The 18485-nt window shown below is 72.8% G+C and carries 13 protein-coding genes; 6 read left to right on the top strand and 7 right to left on the bottom strand.

Features of this window, described 5'->3' with window-relative positions:
* Positions 1-1158, top strand: coding sequence for a DUF58 domain-containing protein (locus ABZV06_RS25095; RefSeq protein ID WP_355624581.1), 1158 nt, complete (start codon positions 1-3; stop codon positions 1156-1158).
* A 74-nt stretch (positions 1159-1232) separates the two neighbouring features.
* Positions 1233-3518: a transglutaminaseTgpA domain-containing protein gene (locus tag ABZV06_RS25090; RefSeq protein ID WP_355624597.1), complete on the top strand. Its 2286-nt coding sequence runs from the start codon at positions 1233-1235 to the stop codon at positions 3516-3518.
* A 57-nt stretch (positions 3519-3575) separates the two neighbouring features.
* On the opposite strand, the gene ABZV06_RS25085 is transcribed toward ABZV06_RS25090, so the two are convergent.
* Positions 3576-4085: a hypothetical protein gene (locus ABZV06_RS25085; RefSeq protein WP_355624579.1), complete on the bottom strand. Its 510-nt coding sequence runs from the start codon at positions 4083-4085 to the stop codon at positions 3576-3578.
* 408 nt (positions 4086-4493) lie between these two features.
* Here ABZV06_RS25085 and ABZV06_RS25080 point away from each other — a divergent pair, with 408 nt between their 5' ends.
* Complete coding sequence (locus ABZV06_RS25080; protein ID WP_355624577.1) at positions 4494-4742, top strand: hypothetical protein; 249 nt, start codon at positions 4494-4496, stop codon at positions 4740-4742.
* A 205-nt stretch (positions 4743-4947) separates the two neighbouring features.
* Here ABZV06_RS25080 and ABZV06_RS25075 read toward each other — a convergent pair whose 3' ends face one another.
* Together ABZV06_RS25075 and ABZV06_RS25070 are read right to left on the bottom strand one after the other, a co-directional pair.
* Positions 4948-5739 carry an SDR family oxidoreductase gene (locus ABZV06_RS25075; protein WP_355624575.1) on the bottom strand — a complete coding sequence of 264 codons (792 nt, stop codon included), beginning with the start codon at positions 5737-5739 and terminating at the stop codon, positions 4948-4950.
* Positions 5736-6719, bottom strand: coding sequence for an LLM class F420-dependent oxidoreductase (locus ABZV06_RS25070; RefSeq protein WP_355624595.1), 984 nt, complete (start codon positions 6717-6719; stop codon positions 5736-5738). Before ABZV06_RS25070 ends, ABZV06_RS25075 begins: the two co-directional genes overlap by 4 nt.
* 153 nt (positions 6720-6872) lie before the next feature.
* Between ABZV06_RS25070 and ABZV06_RS25065 the strand changes: the two genes are divergently transcribed.
* On the top strand, positions 6873-8093 hold the full coding sequence (locus ABZV06_RS25065) for a low temperature requirement protein A (RefSeq protein WP_355246871.1): 1221 nt from the start codon (positions 6873-6875) through the stop codon (positions 8091-8093).
* A gap of 39 nt (positions 8094-8132) precedes the next feature.
* Positions 8133-8996 (top strand): DUF1028 domain-containing protein, encoded by an 864-nt coding sequence (locus tag ABZV06_RS25060; RefSeq protein WP_355624573.1) that lies wholly within the window; start codon positions 8133-8135, stop codon positions 8994-8996.
* A gap of 19 nt (positions 8997-9015) precedes the next feature.
* On the opposite strand, the gene ABZV06_RS25055 is transcribed toward ABZV06_RS25060, so the two are convergent.
* Both ABZV06_RS25055 and ABZV06_RS25050 read right to left on the bottom strand, forming a co-directional pair.
* Positions 9016-9903, bottom strand: coding sequence for a phosphatase PAP2 family protein (locus ABZV06_RS25055; RefSeq protein WP_355624571.1), 888 nt, complete (start codon positions 9901-9903; stop codon positions 9016-9018).
* A 435-nt stretch (positions 9904-10338) separates the two neighbouring features.
* A complete protein-coding gene (locus tag ABZV06_RS25050; protein WP_355624593.1) occupies positions 10339-13236 on the bottom strand; it encodes a glycoside hydrolase family 48 protein in 2898 nt (965 codons plus the stop codon).
* Positions 13237-14082: 846 nt separating this feature from the next.
* Between ABZV06_RS25050 and ABZV06_RS25045 the strand changes: the two genes are divergently transcribed.
* Positions 14083-15426 (top strand): GH1 family beta-glucosidase, encoded by a 1344-nt coding sequence (locus ABZV06_RS25045; RefSeq protein WP_355624569.1) that lies wholly within the window; start codon positions 14083-14085, stop codon positions 15424-15426.
* Between the two features lie 77 nt (positions 15427-15503).
* On the opposite strand, the gene ABZV06_RS25040 is transcribed toward ABZV06_RS25045, so the two are convergent.
* Both ABZV06_RS25040 and ABZV06_RS25035 read right to left on the bottom strand, forming a co-directional pair.
* Positions 15504-15917: a roadblock/LC7 domain-containing protein gene (locus ABZV06_RS25040; RefSeq protein ID WP_323178473.1), complete on the bottom strand. Its 414-nt coding sequence runs from the start codon at positions 15915-15917 to the stop codon at positions 15504-15506.
* Between the two features lie 5 nt (positions 15918-15922).
* A complete protein-coding gene (locus ABZV06_RS25035; RefSeq protein WP_355624567.1) occupies positions 15923-18466 on the bottom strand; it encodes a nitrate- and nitrite sensing domain-containing protein in 2544 nt (847 codons plus the stop codon).
* Between the last annotated feature and the right edge of the window lie 19 nt (positions 18467-18485).

The raw sequence follows: 18485 nt of genomic DNA, 5'->3' as shown, positions 1-18485 counted from the left end.
ATGGGGATCACCGCCCGCGGGGTCGGGCTGCTCGTCGCCGCCGCCGTGTTGCTGGGGGCGGGTTTCCACTTCGCGTACCCAGAGTTGACGTTGCTGGGCGCGGCGGCCGGCGCGGCCGTCGGCTACGCGGCGCTGACGGCGGCCTGGCGGCCCCGGCTGGTGGTCGCCCGACGGGCCGATCCGGACCGGGTGGCGCGCGGGGAGCCGGCGAGCATGACGTTGACGGTCCGCAACGCCGGCCGGCTGCGTTCGGCGAACCTGCTGGCCGAGGACCGGTGCGGGAGCCGCGCGGTGCCGGTGCCACTGCTGCGCCTGCGTCCGGGTCGAGACACCGAGGTCCGCTACGACGTGCCGACCGATCGCCGTGGGGTGGTGGCGGTCGGTCCGCTGCGGGTGACCCGGCGCGACCCGCTGGGCCTGGTGGCGCTCGCCCGCCCGTACGGGGAGACGGCCCCGGTCTGGGTGCACCCCCGGATCCACCCGCTGTCGGCGGTGCCGACGGGCGCGGGGCGCAGCCTCGACGGCCGGGTGGACGGTACGCCGCACGGGTCGATCACGTTCGACTCGCTGCGGGAGTACGTGGTCGGCGACGATCTGCGGCGGGTGCACTGGCGCACGAGCGCCCGCGTCGGTGAGCTGATGGTGCGCGAGAACGTGGACACGAGCCTGCCCCGCCTGATCGTCCTTCTCGACAATCGCGCCGCCGCGCATCCGCACCGCTCCGGCGGGGTGTCGGAGTCGTTCGAGTCGGCGTGCGAGGCGGCGGCGTCGGTCGTGACGGCAGCGCTCCGCGCGGATCTGCCGGTGGTGCTGCTGCTGGTCGGCCCGGAGCACGGGGACGGCCGGGACGGCCCCGCCCTCGGGCCGCTGGACCGGCTCGCCGCCGCCGAGTTGTCCGACGAGGACGACGCGTTGCGCGGGGTCACCACCCGGCTGCGCCAGGACCGGCTCGGCGACACGTTGATCTTCCTGACCGGCCCCGGTGGGCGGGACGGGTTGGGGCACGTGGGCGCGCTGCGTGGCGCGTACCCGTCGGTGGTGGTCGGGGTGTTCGGCGCGACCGACCCGACTCCGGCGGGCACGGCGGGCCTGGTGGTGGTCGACGCGGCGGACGGCGCGCAGTTCGCCGCCGAGTGGGACGGGGTACGCCGGTGGTGACGGGCCTCGCGCCGCAGCAGGAGACGGCGGCCCCGCGACGGCCGGCGGCGGGCGGCCCGAGCGCCGCCGGGCGGGTGGTACGCGCGTTGCGGGCGGCCGTCGTGCCGCTGACGCTCGTCGTGCTCACCGCGCTCGCCGGGGTGGTGCTCGGCCGGGTGTACGCGGGCGACCTGCTGACCCGGCTGGTGATCGGCGCGGCGGTGGGCTCGGTGCTGGTCAGCGTGGCTGCCCGGCGGCTGCCGTCGTGGCTGGTGGCGCCGGTGTCGATGGCGGCGCTGGCCGGTTGGGCACTGTGGTCTCTGCGCCTGGCCGCCGCCCGCGCCGACCTGCCGGGCAGCCTGCTGGAGGTGAGCGCGGACGCGGCGCGCAACGGCATTCCCCGCCTGCTCACCGCGATGATCCCGGTGGAGCCCACGCCGGACACGGTGCTGGTGCCGGTGGTGGCGGCCTGGCTTGCCGGTCTGGCCGGGGCGGAGGTCGCGTTGCGCACCGGCCGGGTGCTGCTCGGCTACCTGCCGGCGGCGGGGCTGTACGCGGCGGCCCTCTACGTGGTCGGCCCGAACGCCGAACCGGCGATCGGGGCGACGGTGGCGTTCGTCGCGGTAGCGGCGGTCGGGCTGGCCGCTTCGACCGGCGGGTCACCGACCGGCGGCGATCCGGCGGCCGGCCTGGCCCCCGGGGTACGCGCGGCGGTGCGCCTCCGGCTGGCGGTGTCGGCGGCGCTCGGCGTCGCCCTGGTGATCGGTCTGGTCGCGCTGCTCGGTCCGGTGGTCGCCGACCAGGTCGACGGACGGCCGGTCGACCCGCGCCGGTACGTGGAGCCGCCGCAGGTGCAGACTCTCGACGAGAACCCGTTGATCCGGATCTCCGGGTGGACGCTGCACCCGGAGCAGAAGCTCCTCGACGTGGACACGGAGGACGCCGCCCCACCGGCCGAGGGCACGGACGCGGCCCACGGTCCGCGGATCCGGCTGGCGGTGCTCAGTGACTACGACGGGATCACCTGGCGGGTCGGCGCGACGTACCGCAACGCGGGGCGGATCCTGCCGGCCAGCGAGCCGGCCCGGGACAGCACGGTGGACACCGTCCGGCAGCAGATCACCGTGGCGGAGCTGACCGGGCGGCTGCTGCCGGCCGTGGCGACGCCCCGTGAGGTCAGCGGCGCGCGGGTGGCGTACGACCCGGCGACGGGGACGCTGATCCGGCCGGAGGGGCTGACGCCGGGGCTGCGGTACGAGGTGACGTCGGTCCGTGAGCGCCCCTCCAACAACCTGCTGGCCACCGCGAACGTGCCCGCCGGCGAGGAGGTGGCCCGGGTGCTGCGGGTCGCCGACGGGGTGCCGGACCCGATGCGCCGGCTGGCGACCCAGCTCGCCGAGGAGAACGGCGCCCCGTACGCGCGGGCGGCGGCGATCGAGCAGTTCCTGTCCGAGCACTACCGGGTGGTGGCCGACGCGCCGAGCGGGCACGCGTACCCGAATCTGGCTTTCTTCCTCTTCGGCCCGCGCAACGGTGGCGGGCAGCGGGGTACGTCGGAGCAGTTCGCGGCGGCGTTCGCGGTGCTCGGCCGACTCTCCGGGCTGCCGACGCGGGTGGTGGTCGGCTTTGAGTCCGGTGGTCAGGGGCCGGTGCGAGCCGGTGACGCGTACGCCTGGCCGGAGGTGCTGTTCGACGGGCTGGGTTGGGTGGCGTTCGAGCCGTTGCCCCGCCCGGAGAACGAGCCACGGCCGGTGGAGGAGGACTTCCGCCCGACACCTGACGACCCGCCGCCGTCGGAGGTGCCGGCGCCCACCCTGGAGCCGACCGCGTCGCCGGAGCCGGTGGCCGCTCCCGACGGGCCGCCCGCGCCCGGTGGCGTGTCCACGCCGGTGCTGGTGGCGGGCGGCAGCGGGTCTCTGCTGCTGGTCGTGGGGGCGCTGCTGCTCACCCTGCTGGCGATGCGCCGCTCGCTGACCCGCGACCGGCTGGTGCGGGGTGACCCCGGCCAGCGCATAGCGGGCGCCTGGCGGGAGGTGACCGACGCGTTGCGGTTGGCAGGCCGCCCGGCCGGCGACGACCTGGCGGCGACCGAGGTGGCCGGGCGGGCCCGACAGGCCCTCGTGGACGCCCGGAACCGGCGCACGGACGGTTCGCGGCCCGACACGGAGGCGGCGACCGATCCGGCTGTCGACGAGCTGGCGACGCTGCTCAACCAGGTGGGTTTCGCCCCCGGCACCGCGACGGACGACCAGGCGGCCCGTGCCGCCGAGGTCGCCACCGTCTACGTGACGACGTTGCGGTCGGCCCGCCCCTGGTGGCGTCGCCTGCTCTGGTCCGTGCACCCCGCTCCCCTGCGTCGCGCCCGCCGTTCGCAGAGGTGAGCAGGCGTTCGTCCATCCCCCTCGCGGGGGTGGCGCCGGCGGTGGTGCGGCTCCGCGTCACCCGGAGCGCCGCCGGAGGGCGGCGACGCGGCGGGCGTGGTCGACGGCCACGGCGATGACGAGCGGGCCCCAGGCGGCCATCGGCGCGTAGTACCGCAGCACCTCCCAGGTTGGCGTGGGATGGGCCGGTTCGTCGCGGCCGATCCCCACCCAGCCGCGCTGCACGACGTGGAATCTGCTGTTGAGCAGGAGGTACACGCAGATGGCGACGAGCGCCGAACCGCCGATCAGCGCGACGAGCACGACCGGGCGCGCGGGGATCGGGCGGCCTCCGAGTCGCGGCACCCAGTGCGGCAGCCGTCGTCCCCAGTCGTGCACCAGGCCGAGCGTCGACAGCGCCAGCCCCATCGAGAGGACGGACAGGAGGATCATGTACCACCCGGTGGCCGCGTCATCGGTGACCAGCAGGGACAGCCGCCAGACCGCGGACGGCAGGACACAGAGGGGTACGGCGTAGGCGGCCCAGACCGCCCACCGTGGCGGGTCGGCGGGCGAGGTGCGGTTCATGGGCGTGCTCCGATCGTGAACGGCCGGGGCCCCTGCGGCGCCGGCGGTGGGGTCTTCGCCGTGCCCGGCCGGGTGGCGAGCGCGTAGCCGATGGTGGTGACGGCCAGCGCCACCCCCCGCCGAGGAACACCAGCAGGGTGGCGGTCGTGGCCCACCCCTCGCGTACGTCCGGCCACCGCACCTCACCGCTGCGAAGTTGGCCGAGGAACACGGCGACGCTCAGCACGCAGTACGTGACGAGCGTGAGCGCCGCGATCCCGGCCGGGACCACCGCGAGCAGCCGGGGAACCGCTCGGCCACGCAGCCCTGGCACCCAGCGCGGGAACTGCTGGCCCCGCCGCTGTGCCAGCCCGAGGACGAGCAGGCCGGCGAGGCACCTCGAAGAGCAGATGCAACGCAAACGCGAGGATGGCGAGCAGCGCCGCCGCGACCCAGGTGACGGTGGACGCGGCGCGGCCAGGGGCCCGGATCGCGGCCAGCACGATCACCGCGAGCACGACTCCGGCGGCGACGGCTCCCCAACCCGCCCAGAACGGCAGTGTCCGCACCTGGTCCGCGCCGCATCCGCCGGACGGATCGACGAGTTGGGTGCGGTCGCAGGCGGTGTACGCCCACCGGCCGCCCGCGATCCAGGACAGCCGCAACGCCGCCTGGTGAGGACGAAGACGACGCAGGCGACGGCCCACCGACTCGCGGCGGACGAGGTAACACGACCAGAACCTGTCACGGATTCATGGTCTGCGCGGCCGTGCCTGCTTCTCCTCCCCGACGCAAGGGAACGCGCTCCCGCAGCAGGGGGATCGCCCCCGGCCTTCGCCGTCGCGGCCGATCGACTGTCTAGGACGACATCGTCGGTGCTCGCTCAGCTCGTCAGGCGGCGGACCAGTTTGCGCATGCCAGCCTGCCAGCCGTCCGGGTCCTCGGCGCGGCGGCGGGCGTAGTCGGCGACCTCGGGGTGCGGCAGGATCAGGAACCGCTCCTCGGCCAGCCCGGCGATGGTCGCGTCGGCCACCTGGTCCGGGGTGAGCACGGCACCGGACGCGGTGATCACCCGAGCGCCCAGGTGCCCCTCGGCGATACCGTCGGCGAGCATCGGGGTGTCCACCCCCTGCGGGCAGAGGGCGCTGACCCGGATGCCCCGGTCCCGGTAGGTGACGGCCAGCCACTCGGCGAAACCCACCGAGGCGTGCTTGGTGGCGGTGTACGCGGCGTCGCCCACCGCGGTCAGCACCCCAGCCGCGGAGCAGGTGTGCAGCAGGTGGCCGCCGCCGCGGACGAGCATGCCGGGCAGCACCGCACGGGCCGAGTAGACGTGGGCGAGCACGTTGACCCGCCACGCCCGGTCCCAGGCCGCGTCGTCGACCTCCACTCCCCCGCCGGTGGTGACCCCGGCGTTGGCGCAGAACAGGTCGATACGGCCGAAGCGGCGTTCGGTGTCGTCGACGAGCGACCGGACCTGGGCCTCGTCGGTGACGTCGAGCGCGGCGGCGTGCGCCACCGGGCCGATGCCCTCGGCCACGGCGTGCGCGGCGTCGGCGTCCAGGTCGGCGACGACCACGGCGGCCGCGCCCTCGGCGGAGAAGCGGCGCGACAGGGCCGCCCCGATACCACCGGCGCCCCCGGTGACCACCACGATCCGGTCGGTCAGATTCACGCGGACACTCCCACCGGCTCGGTGCCCAACTGGGCGATGAGAGTCGTCAGCGCGGCCACGCCGCCGGCGGTCACCTCCGGGGTGGGCAGCAGCGCGAGGATCGGCACGTCCACGCCCGCCTCGGCGTAGCGGCGCACCTGGGCACGGCACCCCTCGGGTGAGCCGTGCAGCACCAGCGCGTCGACCACCTCGTCCGGCACCGCCGCGCCCGCGCCGCGCCGGTCGCCGGCCGCCCACGCCTCCCACATCGGGGCGAGCGCCTCGCCCCGGCCGAGCCAGCGATGGAACTCGGCGTACGCCGGGACGGTCAGGTAGCTGGTGATCAGCCGGCGGCCGAGCGTACGGGCGTACGCGGCGTCCTCGGTGGGGCAGACGAAGATCCGTGCGGCGACCTCGAAGCCGGGGCGTCGCTCACCCAGCTCGGCGAGGGTCTGCGGCACGTCGTCGGCGCTGAGCCAGTTGAGGATGACGCCGTCGGCCTCGGCGCCGGCCAGTCGGAGCATCCCGGGGCGCAGCGCGGCGAGCAGGATCGGCGGCGGAACAGTCGGTGGGCGTTCGAGGGTGAACCGACGCACCGTGAAGGTGTCGTAGACCTCGTCCACCGTCTCGCCGCGCAGCGCGGCCCGCAGGAAACGCAGCACGTCGCGGGTACGCCGGAACGGCTCGTCGAACCGCAGAGCGTTCCAGTCCCGCACGAGCACCGGCGAGGACGCGCCGATGCCGAGCGCGAACCGGCCCGGGGCCGCCTCGGCCAGCGCTGCCGCGCTCATCGCGAGCAGACCCGGGCCGCGGGTGAAGACCGGAGTGATCGCGGTGCCCAGCCGTAGCTGCGGCTGCCACGCCGCGGCTAGGGCCAGCGGGGTGAACGCGTCGGTCCCGGCGACCTCGGACGACCACACGTCGGTGAACCCTGCGCCAGCGAGCGTCGCGTAGATCGCCTGGTGGTCGGCCAGTGGGACTCCACCCATCGGCACCGTCATGCCCCATCGATTCGTCACTGATCGATCGTGCCCGTTGACGGTACCCATGAGCAAGATCCCCTTAGTGGGCGTAATCGCCGGTTGGCCGCGCGGCCGTCGGCGGAGGTGTTACCACTGCGAGGTGGACCGGAGCACCGGCGCAGGCCGCTGACCATGGGTTCCAGGGCGGCAGGACACCTGGAGCCGGTCCCGGCGGCGGCCGCGCCCGGTCGGGCGACGTTCCTGGAACTCTTCTTCGACCTGGTGTACGTCTTCGCGCTCACCCGCATCTCCGCCCGGGCGTTCGAGGATCTGAGCAGGGAGCCGGCCCGCGACCACGCCGCTGCGGCGATCACCGGCAGCGGCAAGACGCTGCTGTTGCTGCTGGCGCTCTGGTCGGTCTGGCAGGGCACCGCGTGGACGACCAGTCGCTACGACCCGTACCGTGCGCCGCTACAGATCGTCGTGTTGACCGCGCTCGTGAGCAGCATGGTGATGGGGGTGGCGATCCCCCGGGCGTTCAGCGAGACGTCGCTCATGTTCGCCACGGCGTACGTGATCGCGCAGGTGACTCGGCCGGTGATCCTGTCGATCGCGCTGGGGCCGCATCCGTACCGCCGGCTCAAGGTGCGGATGGCGGTGGTGTTCGCCGTCACGGGGGTGCTGTGGATCGGCGGGGCGCTGCTGCCCACCAACGAGCAGGTGGTGCTGTGGGCCGTGGCGCTGCTCGTCGAGTATCTGGCCGCACGGTTCGGCTGGCCGGTGCCGGGTCTGGGCCGTTCCACGGTCTCCAAGTGGGAGATCGCCGGCGAGCACCTGGCGGAGCGGTACCAGCAGTTCTTCCTCGTGGCGCTCGGCGAGACGATCCTGGTGGCCGGTTTCGCGTACAGCAAGGGCCCGTACGGCTCCGGACACATGTGGGCGTTCGCGTTCGCGGTGGCCACGTCGATCATGCTGTGGCGGATCTACGTGCAACGCGCCGGGCAGATCCTGGCCGAGGCGGTGAAGATGGCCCGCCACCCGGCCAACATCGGGCGCTCGGCGGCCGACACCCACCTGATCATGGTGATCGGTCTGGCCGCGACGGCGGTCGGCTACGAGTTGGTCATCGAGCATCCGCTCGGTCACGCCCCGGCGCCGTGGGTGGTCATGGTGCTCGGCGGGCCCGCGCTGTTCCTGGCCGGCCGGGCCCGCTTCGAGTACGAGGTCTTCGGCCGGGTCTCGCCGTCGCGGTGGATCGCCATCGGAGTGCTCGCGGCGGCGGCCGTACCGCTGCTGTTCCTACCGGGCCTGGTCGCCACGGTCGCCGGGACGATCGTGCTGGGCGGCGTCGCGGTCGCGGACGCCCGCCGGGCGCGCGGCGCGCCGCCCGAGGCCGCCGCGACGCCCTTCTGAGCCATCGGCGTACGCGTCGAGGCCGGCTAGTCTCGGCCCGTGACCTTCTCCCTCGTCGCCCGCTCCGCCGACGGCCGCCGCCACGGTGTCGCCGTGGCCAGCAAGTTCCTCGCCGCCGGAGCGCTGGTGCCGGCCGCGGAGGCCGAGGTCGGGGCGCTGGCCACCCAGGCGCACGTCAACCTCGCCTACCGCCCGCAGGGGCTCACGCTGCTGCGTACCGGGGTGGCCGCCGCCGAGGTGGTGGCCGGCCTGGTCGCCGCCGACCCGCAGCGGCAGCACCGACAGCTCGGCGTGGTGGGCTCCGATGGCCCGGGCGCGAGCTGGACCGGCCCCGCCTGCCACCCGTGGGCCGGCGGGCGCACCGGCGACGGCTGGGCCGCGCAGGGCAACATCCTGACCGGCCCGGAGGTGGTCGACGCGATGGGCGAGGCGTGGCTGGCCTCGTCGGCGCTGCCGTTCGCCCAGCGACTGGTCGCCGCGCTGCGCGCCGGTGACGAGGCCGGCGGGGACCGGCGCGGTCGGCAGAGCGCCGGCCTGCTGGTGGTCGAGCGCGGCGGCGGATACGGCGGCACCAGCGACGTCCTGGTCGACCTGCGGGTGGACGACCATTGCGATCCGGTCGCCGAACTCGGTCGGCTGCTGGCCGTGCACACGATGCTGTTCAGTCGGCCCGACCCGGCGACGCTGCTCGACCTGAGCGGAGCGGTCGCCGACGAGGTGGCGGCGCTGCTCACCGCTCTGGGTCACCCGGTGGACCACACCGGGCCGGAGGCGGCGCTGGTCTCCTGGGCGGGGCTGGAGAACCTGGAGGAGCGCCTCGTGCCGGGGCGGATCGATCCGGTCGTGCTCAGCCACCTGCGGGGCGTCGCCCCACACGTGCCCGCTCCCCGCCAGGGCGCCTGATCACCGGACGCCCGCCGGGTCAGCCCTTCACCCGGGGAACCAGCCGGTGCACGACGATCAGCGCCAGCGCCATCACCACCGACATCGTCCCGGCGATGCCGGCGGCGCTGCCCGCGTACGCGATGAACAACGGTCGGCGGGCCAACTCCTGCGGGCCGATCGTGCGCAGGTCCACCAGCCAGGACAGCGCCACGCCGGAGGCGACCAGGGCGAGCACGCCGACCACGCCGAGCACGACGGCGGCGAGGCGGTGCGCGTCGCCCGGCTCGATCTGGGCCTGTTTCCGTTGGGTGATCAGCAGGAGCAGCCCGGCCAGCGCCGCCCAGACACCCACCACCAGGTAGGCGGCGACCGCGTCGCTGGGACGGTGCCAACCGGCGGAGAGGGTGGCCACCCCGGCGACGGCGGCGTAGAACGCGCCGACGAAGGCACCGACGGCTCGCACCTTGCGCGGCAGGACGAACATCAGCGCCACCGCCACCGACGCGGCGACAGCGGTGTGACCACTGGGGAGGCTGTTGCCCAGGGCGGTGCGTTCCGGGTCGACGCCGAAGTCGGGTCGGCTCAACCCGTACTTGAGCAGTTGGGTGGAGAGGTTGGCTCCGGCGATCAGCAGGGTCGCGGTGACCGCCAGGGCGATCCGCCCCCGGATGAGCGCGATGAAGCCGATCGTCGCCGTGGCGGCGAGCAGCGACACCACCGACATCGCGTTGAGGATCCGGTCCACCGGCCCGTCGATGCGGTCGTGACCGATCTGGTTGCCGGTGAGGGCGACCGTGTCGACCCACTGACCGGTCCCGGTGTGCACGGCAACCCGCCAGACGGCAAGGAAGGCGGCCGCCTGGACGAGGGCCAGTACGACCAACCAGACCGCGGTCCAACCCCGTGCCGTCGCGCGCATCCGCACACCGTAGCGGCCATGCCGGACCGGTCGATCGGTGGCCCACCGGCTCCCGCCGGTTAGGTCGTTGCCACCGGGTCACCCGGGGCTGCGCCACCCGATCGGGCCGGGCGCCGGGCCCGACGAGACGGCCGGACGGGAACGCCGACGGGCATAAAAGTGGAGAGGCCGCCACGGGGGGAGCGGCCTCTCCGGTGACGTACGTTACTCCGTCATCCTCATTGTTGTGATCCCGCGACAGCCGGAATTTCTGGGCTTTTTCGCGGCAGTCTTCAGTCCGGGCGGTGGGGTGGGCCGGTCGACCCGCTGCGTTGGCCAGATGACCGGCCCACCCCGGCCTGACCGTGGGTGTCAGGCCGTCCGCCGGCCGGGTCCCGTCGTTCCCCCGGACCCGGCCGAACCCCGGGATGGGCGGGGCACTCCACCCATCCCGGGTCGCTGTCAGCCGTTCGGGAACAGGCTCCCGTAGTCGGCGTACGCCATGGCCACATCGGCCTGGGCCCAGAAGCGGTGGTAGTTGAACGTGGGCTCCGGGCCACCGTTCAGGTACGCCTGCACCTTGGGCCAGTCCGGGTCGTTCTTGTAGAACGACCGGATGTCCAGGAAGCTCTTCCCGGCGGCGATGGCGTCGCCGTTGGGCATCTTCCCGGTCCAGCCCGGCGGTACGTAGAGGCCCTGACCGCTGGAGGCGTCGTAGACGTCGTCGAAGCGCTTGTAGTCGCCACGCGTCTCGGTGGTGGAGACACCCTTCGAGTCACTGGCCGCGTCCAGCGCGTCCAGCAGACCCTTGGCGGTGGTCTTCGCCGCCGCGTTGCCCGACTTGGCCGCGTACGCGATCAGGATCCGGGCGTAGGAGGCGGCGACGCCGACGTCCTGGCCCTTGCTGATCACCTCGACGTGCAGGTTGGTGTTGGGCTGCGGGCTGCTCGGGTTCCAGGTGGTCGGCTGGCCGGTCCACTTCATGTCCGACGGGATCGACCAGTTGGTGCCGATCGTGGTGTTGGCGATGGCCCACGGCACCCACTTGTCCAGCAGCGCCTTGGCCTTCGTGTTGCCGGTCTGCAGGTACAGCTCGGCGATCCGCTGCATCGACCACGCCTGCATGCCGAACCACTGGTTCGACGGCGGGTCGTTGTAGACCGGGTCGACGTCGTAGAACATGCCGTAGAAGGTGCTCGTGCCCGACGGCGGCTGGGCGTAGCTGCCGTCCCAGCTGTTCGTCGCGCCACCGGCGATGCCGCCCTCGGACGACTGGAGCCAGGTGTAGAACTCGAGCTGCCGGTCGAAGCTCTTGGTCCAGTCGGAGACCGCGGTCGACGACTGGGGCTTGAGCTCCGGCGTGTTGGTCAGCGCCCAGGCCGCGAACGGGTTCTGGTAGCCGAAGTGGTTGTGGCTGGAGCCGATGCGCCAGGACCAGTTCTGGCTGGTGTCGTACGCGCCACCCCAGGCGTAGTACCAGGACAGCAGGTAGTGCGCCGAGTCCTTGCCGCTGCCGGCGGGGCAGGTGCTGGCCCCGACGCAGTTGCCGATCTTCTTGAAGTACTTGTCGAACATCGCGTACCGCAGGTAGTCGCCCATCTTGGCGGCCTTGGCCACGGTGGCGGCGACGTCGGCCTGCTTGCCCTGCGCCTTGGCCCAGGTCAGCGCCCAGTACGCGGCCTGCACCGCACGGGCGTCGGCGTCCGGCGCGTTGGTGTACTTCCACTGCTTGGCGGGAGCGCCGGTGTCCTTGACGAACAGGTCGAGGTAGCCGTACTGACCGCCGTGCTTGAAGGTGTCACAGGACGGCTGCGGGATGGTCTCCCACACCGACTCCTGGGTGCCCCGCTGGAAGGTGTTGATGTAGGCCGGCTTGGTGGTGCCGTCGCCGCAGCGACCGAAGCCGTACGTGTTGTCGACGTCCATCAGCCAGTGCATGCCGTAGATGTCGCCGGTGCCGTAGGTGGACTGCAGCTCCGAGCGCAGCGGGTCCTGCCCGACCGAGATGTTCGGGTTCAGGGCCGAGGGGTACTGGCTGGGCAGGTTGTACTCCGCGGCGTACTGCGGGGTGCCGGCGGAGCCCGCCGTTGGCTGGTCGGCGTGCGACGGGATGATGTACTTCTCCATCACCGTCCAGGCGCTGTTGAACGGCGCCCAGTTCTGGGTGACGCGGCCGTACTGGGCCTCGAGCCAGATCCAGAAGCTGAACGCTTCCGAGGTGGTCTCGTGACCGTGGTCGGGCGCCTCGACGATCAGCGTCTCCACCGAGTGGTACGGCACGCCCTCGGGGCTGAAGTAACCCGAGTTCTTGATCTTGCCGTACTGGTCGAGGAACTTCTTGATGTAGGCGTTGTCGCCGCCGGGGGTGTCGTTGTCGATCTCGGTGGCGGCGACCGCCAGCGAGGCGAGCCCGGTGGCCGACGCGGTGATGGTGGCGCTACCGCCGACGGTGTCGGTGTCCTCCGCCGCGGCGACCGTGACGGTGACCCCGGTGTTCCAGTTGGTGGGCGTCAGCGTGACGGTGCTCGGCGAGACCGTGACGTCGCTGTCCCCACTGGGGGTGAGGGTGACCGGCACGCTTGTCGTCGGCGCGGCACTGAGCTTGAGGTTGAAGGTGGAGGTGCCACCCTCGTTGACGCTCACCGCGGACGGCGTGGCGATCAGGGTCGGACCGCTGGCGGCGCCGACGGTGAACGACTTCTCGGCGACCCCGATGCCGTTCGCGTTGTCGTAGGCCTTGGCCTGCACCGTGTAGCTGCCAGCCGGCAGGTCCTCCTGCGTGTAGGAGTACGGCGCGGTGGTGTCGGTGTTGATGAGCAGGCCGTTGCGGTAGAACTCGACCTTGCTGATCGTCCCGTCCGGGTCACTGGCGGTCGCGGTCAGCGGCACGTCCGCGGGCGCGGTGAACGGCCCGGAGGGCAGGCTGAGCGAGACGGTCGGCGGCTGGTTGGCCGGGGTGCCGTTGCAGGGGGTGCCGTTCAGGGTGAACGAGGTGGGCTTCGGGTTGCTCCCCGTGTGGGAGCCGTTGAAGCCGATGGTGGTGGAGGCCCCGGTGCCGAGGTTGCCGTTGTACGACTCGTTGGTCGCGGTGACCTCGCTGCCGGACTGGCTGAACCGGGCCGACCAGCCCTGGGTCACCCGCTGGCCGCTGTTCGGGAAGGTCCACTTGAGCGTCCAGTTGCTGATCGGGTCGCCCAGGTTCTTGATGGTCACGTTGGCCGTGAAGCCGGTGTTCCAGTCGTTGGTCGCGTAGACCACGTCGCAGGCCGGTGCGGCCTGCGCGGCGCCAGCGGGCAGGGTCACCCCGCCGACGGCGAGCGCGGCGGCGGCGAGGATCGCCACTCGACGGCGTCGTGCCAGATGTCTCATGTGCGCGGTGTCTCCTCGGACCAGGCCGGGTTGTTCCCGGCGAGGCGCCTGCCCACAGGTGGTGGTACGCGGGGATTCGAGGCGCCGGGAAGGTGGTAGCCCCGGGCCCGGCCGGGGGTGCGATGCGGTCCGTGCGGGAGGGGGTCCCGCCGGCCGCTATTCGGGTGCCGTGACCGGAAGTCGTGCTGCCGGCTGCCCTCGGCGGTCCCGCGACCACGCGATCTGGCTCCTGTCGCGTGGAATCGACAGTCTGCCATGGAAGCGCTCCCACAACAAGCGGGGAGGGGGCAGGATCCGCCAGTTGTTTCGATCTCGTTTTGGGTCTTTCACAAAGGCGTGACGGGCGTTACAGTCGCAACATCGGTCGATGGGAGCGCTTCCATCGACAAAGGTTCCAACTGGAAGATCGCCGGGACCGTCCTCGTGGCGGACCCGGGGAACCATCCGAAGGCCGACGGCGGGCCAGCCCGGACGCCGCCGTCAGCCATCATCCCGCCACAGGGAGGGAGGTGGAACCAGAGCCACTCGCGTGGCCCGGCTCCCGCGCGACATGCACGGCAGGACCCAATTCCGCCCGTGTGTGTGCAGTTACGGTGGGGACGGGGGTTGCCCTCCCCCGTCCCCACACTAAACCCCCGTACACGATGGGAAAAGAGGCCGACGGGACAGGCGCGATGCGCCGCCCGGTCGGCCTCGTTCGCTGTCCGGGGCCCTCATCCGCCTCGACCCGCCAACGTCGGCCGCCGTGACGGCCGGCTGACCGGGTCGGGCGCTCCTGGCCTATCCTGGGAGCGCTCCCGAATCTCGGCGGTGGCCCCGTATCCACGAGGAGAATCCATGTCGATACCTACCGGGCCCGCCGGCCCGCTGCGCTTCCCCCGCGACTTCGGTTGGGGCGCGGCCACCTCCGCCTACCAGATCGAGGGCGCCGCGAAGGAGGACGGCCGCGGCGAGTCGGTCTGGGACACCTTCAGTCGCCTCCCCGGACGTACCCGCAACGGTGACACCGGCGACGTGGCCGCCGACCACTACCACCGGTACGCCGAAGACCTCGACCTGATGCGTGACCTGGGTCTGCGCAGCTACCGCTTCTCGATCTCCTGGCCCCGCATCCAACCCGACGGCAGCGGCCAGCCCAACCAGCGCGGGCTCGACTTCTACCGGCGACTCCTCGACGGCCTGCACGAGCGCGGCATCGCCCCGATGGCGACACTGTTCCACTGGGACCTGCCGCAGGCGTTGCAGGACGCCGGCGGTTGGGAGTCCCGCGACACCGCCCACCGCTTCGCCGACTACGCCGACGCCGTCTTCACGGCCCTCGGCGACCGGGTACCGGTCTGGCTCACCATCAACGAGCCCAAGACCGTCGTGCAGAACGGTTACCTCATGGGTCACCACGCCCCCGGCCGGAAGGACCCGGACGCCGCCTACCTCGTCGCCCACCACCTGCAGCTCGCCCACGGCCTCGCGGTGCGCGCGCTCCGCGCCTCGGACAGCACCGCACGGATCGGCCCCGCGCTCAACCTGCACCCCTGCTACCCCACCGACGACTCCCCCGAGGCCGCCGCCGCCGCACACCTCTACGACGGCTACGAGAACCGGCTCTACCTCGACTCACTGCTCAAGGGCAGCTACCCGCAGGACGTCCTGGCCGACCTGGGTCCGCAGAGCCGGATGGTCCGCGGCATCCGCGACGGCGACCTGGCGGTGATCTCGTCGCCGATCGACCTGCTGGCGGTGCAGTACTACACCCCGATCTACGTCGCCGCCGACGGCAGCACCGAACACCGCTGGCCCACCTCCGAGGCCGGCTGGCAGCAGATCTACCCCGACGGGATGTACGACATCCTGACCCGGGTCACCCGCGACTACGGCCCGATCCCGCTCACCGTGACCGAGAACGGTCTGCCCACCCCCGACACCCTGGCCGCGGACGACACCGTCGACGACAGCGGCCGGATCACCTTCCTGCGCGACCACCTGGCCGCCGCGCACCGCGCCATCGCTGACGGGGTGCCGCTGGAGAGCTTCCATGTCTGGTCGATGCTCGACAACTTCGAGTGGGACGAGGGATACGAGCAGCGCTGGGGCCTGGTCTACGTGGACTACGTGACCCAGCGGCGCGTCCTCAAGCGCAGCGCCCACTGGTACCGCTCCGTCATCGCCGAGGGCGGCTTCTGAACGGGCCGCCCGGACGGCCGGGCCCGGACGGCTCGGCTCGGGTGAGCCGGTGACCGTCCGGGTCACGGCCGGAAGACTCAGCGGGGCAGCGCCTGCTGCAACTCCGCCCGCAGCGCAGGGGTGAGCATCTCCCCCGCCTGCTTCGCCAACCGCGCCATCTCGTAGCCCACCACGCCGATGTCGGCGTCTCCGGCCGCGAGCGTGGCCAGGATCGACCCGTCGCGCACCTGCATGACGAGGAAGTAGCCCCGGCCCATCTCGACCACCGTCTGCTTGACGATGTCGCCGTCGAACATCTGCGCCGCGCCCGCCGTGATGCTCATCAGCCCGGACGTCACCGCGGCGAGCTTGTCCGCGTGGTCGCGGGGCAGATGGTCGGAGATCGCCACCAGCAGTCCGTCGGAGGAGACCACCACCGCGTGCGCCACGCCCGGCACACGATCCGCGAAGGCGCTCACCAGCCAGCTCAGGTCACGTGCCTCCTGGCTCAACGTCGTCACTGTCGTCGTCCTCCTTCGTCGTGCCCCCACGAGGGTGGCACCGGTATCTCGGTGGTGTCCTCGGCCTCGGCACGCCGTACCCCGCTGTAGAGCCGGGAAAGCATGCCACCGACCGCGTCCGGGTCGAGTTCGGCGCGCGGCGACGCCGAGCCCGGCTGGGCGGGGCGGGTGACCGCGGAGAGTTGCGCCATCGGCACGCGTACCGGAAGTCCTCGCTCGTTCGTGCCGGCCGTCACCGGCGTGGCGGGCGGCACGGGCTGGACGGGGGCGGCCGGACCGGTCGGACCCTGCCGGGACCACCAGCCGCCGTCGTTCGAGGAGGCAGCGGTCGGGGACAGGACGTCATCGGCGCGTACCGGCACGGAACGGGTCTGGCGCGGCACGGCGGCGGACGGCGGACGACCGGCCACCGGGAGGTCCAGCGGCGCGGTGGCCGGCCCGCGGGCGCCGCCGGGCGGAGACGCGCCCGGTGTGCGCTGCGACGCGGCACCCCGCGCGGCGCTCGACGCCAGCATCCGGGCGGACGCCGGCGGATCCAGCTCCACCGTGCCGCCGGGCGCCAGCAGGGTCGGCGGCAGCACGAGCCGCGCGACGAGGCCACTGTGGCGTCCTTCGAGCTGTACCCGCACGCCCAGTCGGCTCGCCAGGTGACTCACCACGAACAGGCCCATCCGCTCGACCGCCGCGACGTCCGCGGCCGGCGGGCTGGCCAGCATCGCGTTGGCCTCGGCCAGCGCGGCCGAGCTCATGCCCAGGCCGTCGTCGACGATCTCGATCAGCGCCGAGGACGCCTCGACCCGGGCGGTCACCACGACGGACGTGTCCGGACGCGAGAACGCCGTGGCGTTCTCCAGCAGCTCGGCCAGCAGGTGCACCAGCTCACCGACCGCGTGCCCGACCACGTTGACGGCGCCCATCGACTCCAGCCGTACCCGCTGGTACTGCTCGATCTCGGCGGCGGCGGCCAGCAGCACGGTGCCCAGACCCACCGGGCGGTTCCACCGGCGGGTGGAATCCGTACCGGCCAGCACCAGCAGGCTCTCGTCGTTACGGCGCATACGGGCGGCCAGGTGGTCGAGCTTGAACAGGTTCTCCAACTGGTCCGGGTCGCTCTCCTCACGCTCCAGGTCGTCGAGCAGCTCCAGTTGACGCTCCACGAGCACCTGGCTGCGGCGCGCCAGGTTGACGAACATCGCGTTGACGTTGCGACGCATCAGCGCCTGCTCGACGGCGACCGTCACGGCGCTGCGGTGCACCGCGACGAACGCCTCGGCCAGCTCACCGATCTCGTCGAGCGACCGGACCACCGCCGGCGCCACGTCGATGCTCGGCACGCCACCGGTGACGGTCCGCAGCCGGTCCAGCGCGTCGGGCAGCTCCACCTGCGCGATCCGCAGCGCCTGGCTACGCAGCAGCCGCATCGACCGGGCGACCGACCGCCCGACCAGCAGGGAGATCAGCAGGGCGACCAGCAGCACCGCCACGACGCCACCGACCACCAGCAGGGTGGTCCGCAGTTGGCCACTGCTGGCATCGTCGGCCTGGCGCACCGCGTCGTCGAGCACACTCGCCTCGACCTGCCGCAGCAGATCCTGACGCTGCTGGCTCGCCGACCACCACTGCTCCGAGGGCAGCACCTCCGGCGCCGCGTCGCCCACCGGGAGGCTGCGCTCCTCCAGGCGGGTGGCGACCTGGAACATCGGGTTCACCGAGGTTTCGTCGTACCGCCGGATCTGGTCGCTGGTGGCGGACACCCGGAACGCGCCGAGCGCGGTGAGCTGCTGGGCGCGCAGGTCGGAGAGGATCACCCGGTCCTCGGTGCCGTACCGGCCGGCCCGACCGGCGGCGTAGAGCTGCCCCCGGACCCGGGAGGACAGCTCCTTGACCCGGGCGATCTGGACGTAGCGCAGTACGGCGTCGCTCAACCCCGGCTGGCCCTGGCCCGGCGTCGGCTCGGCGAGCAGGTCCAGCAGCGCGTCGACCGCCCGGTGGTAGTTGCTCAGGATGGTGTCGTTGCTGAGCACCGCCGGCGGGATGGCCGGTCGGATGTCGATCACCTGGTCGTACGCCTCGAGCACCTCGGAGAAGGCCACCCGCCAGGAGGCGTCGGCGTCGGCCAACGGCTCGGCCGCCTGGCGCAGGTCCTCGACGGCGCGGTCGGTGGCCGACTGCAACGGCCGCAGAGCGGTGGCCGCCGACTCCCGGTCGCCACCACGGCGCAGCTCCCCCAGCTCACCCGCCGAACGGTCCCGCTCCTGCTGGAGCTGGTCGACCACGGCGGTGATCTGCCGGCCGATGCCGACCTGCTGGGAGAAGTCGTTGAGCGTGGCCGTCCGCCCGACAAGTGTGCTGGTCTGCACGCCCGCGAGCACGAGGAACGCCATCGACGGCACCAGCAGCACGGTGGCCAGCTTGGTGCTCATCCGCCAGTCCCGCAGTCGGAACGGCGAGCGGCGTCGATGCGGAACGACCCGGACGTCGAAACGACGCCGGCGGTGGTTCGACACCGCACCGGCCACCGGGTCGGGACCTGCCGCCACCCTGCCTCCTCCGTCCTGC

Source organism: Micromonospora sp. NPDC005172, assembly GCF_040608555.1.
Lineage (GTDB): Bacteria > Actinomycetota > Actinomycetes > Mycobacteriales > Micromonosporaceae > Micromonospora.
This window is presented reverse-complemented; position numbering and strand designations above follow the sequence as displayed.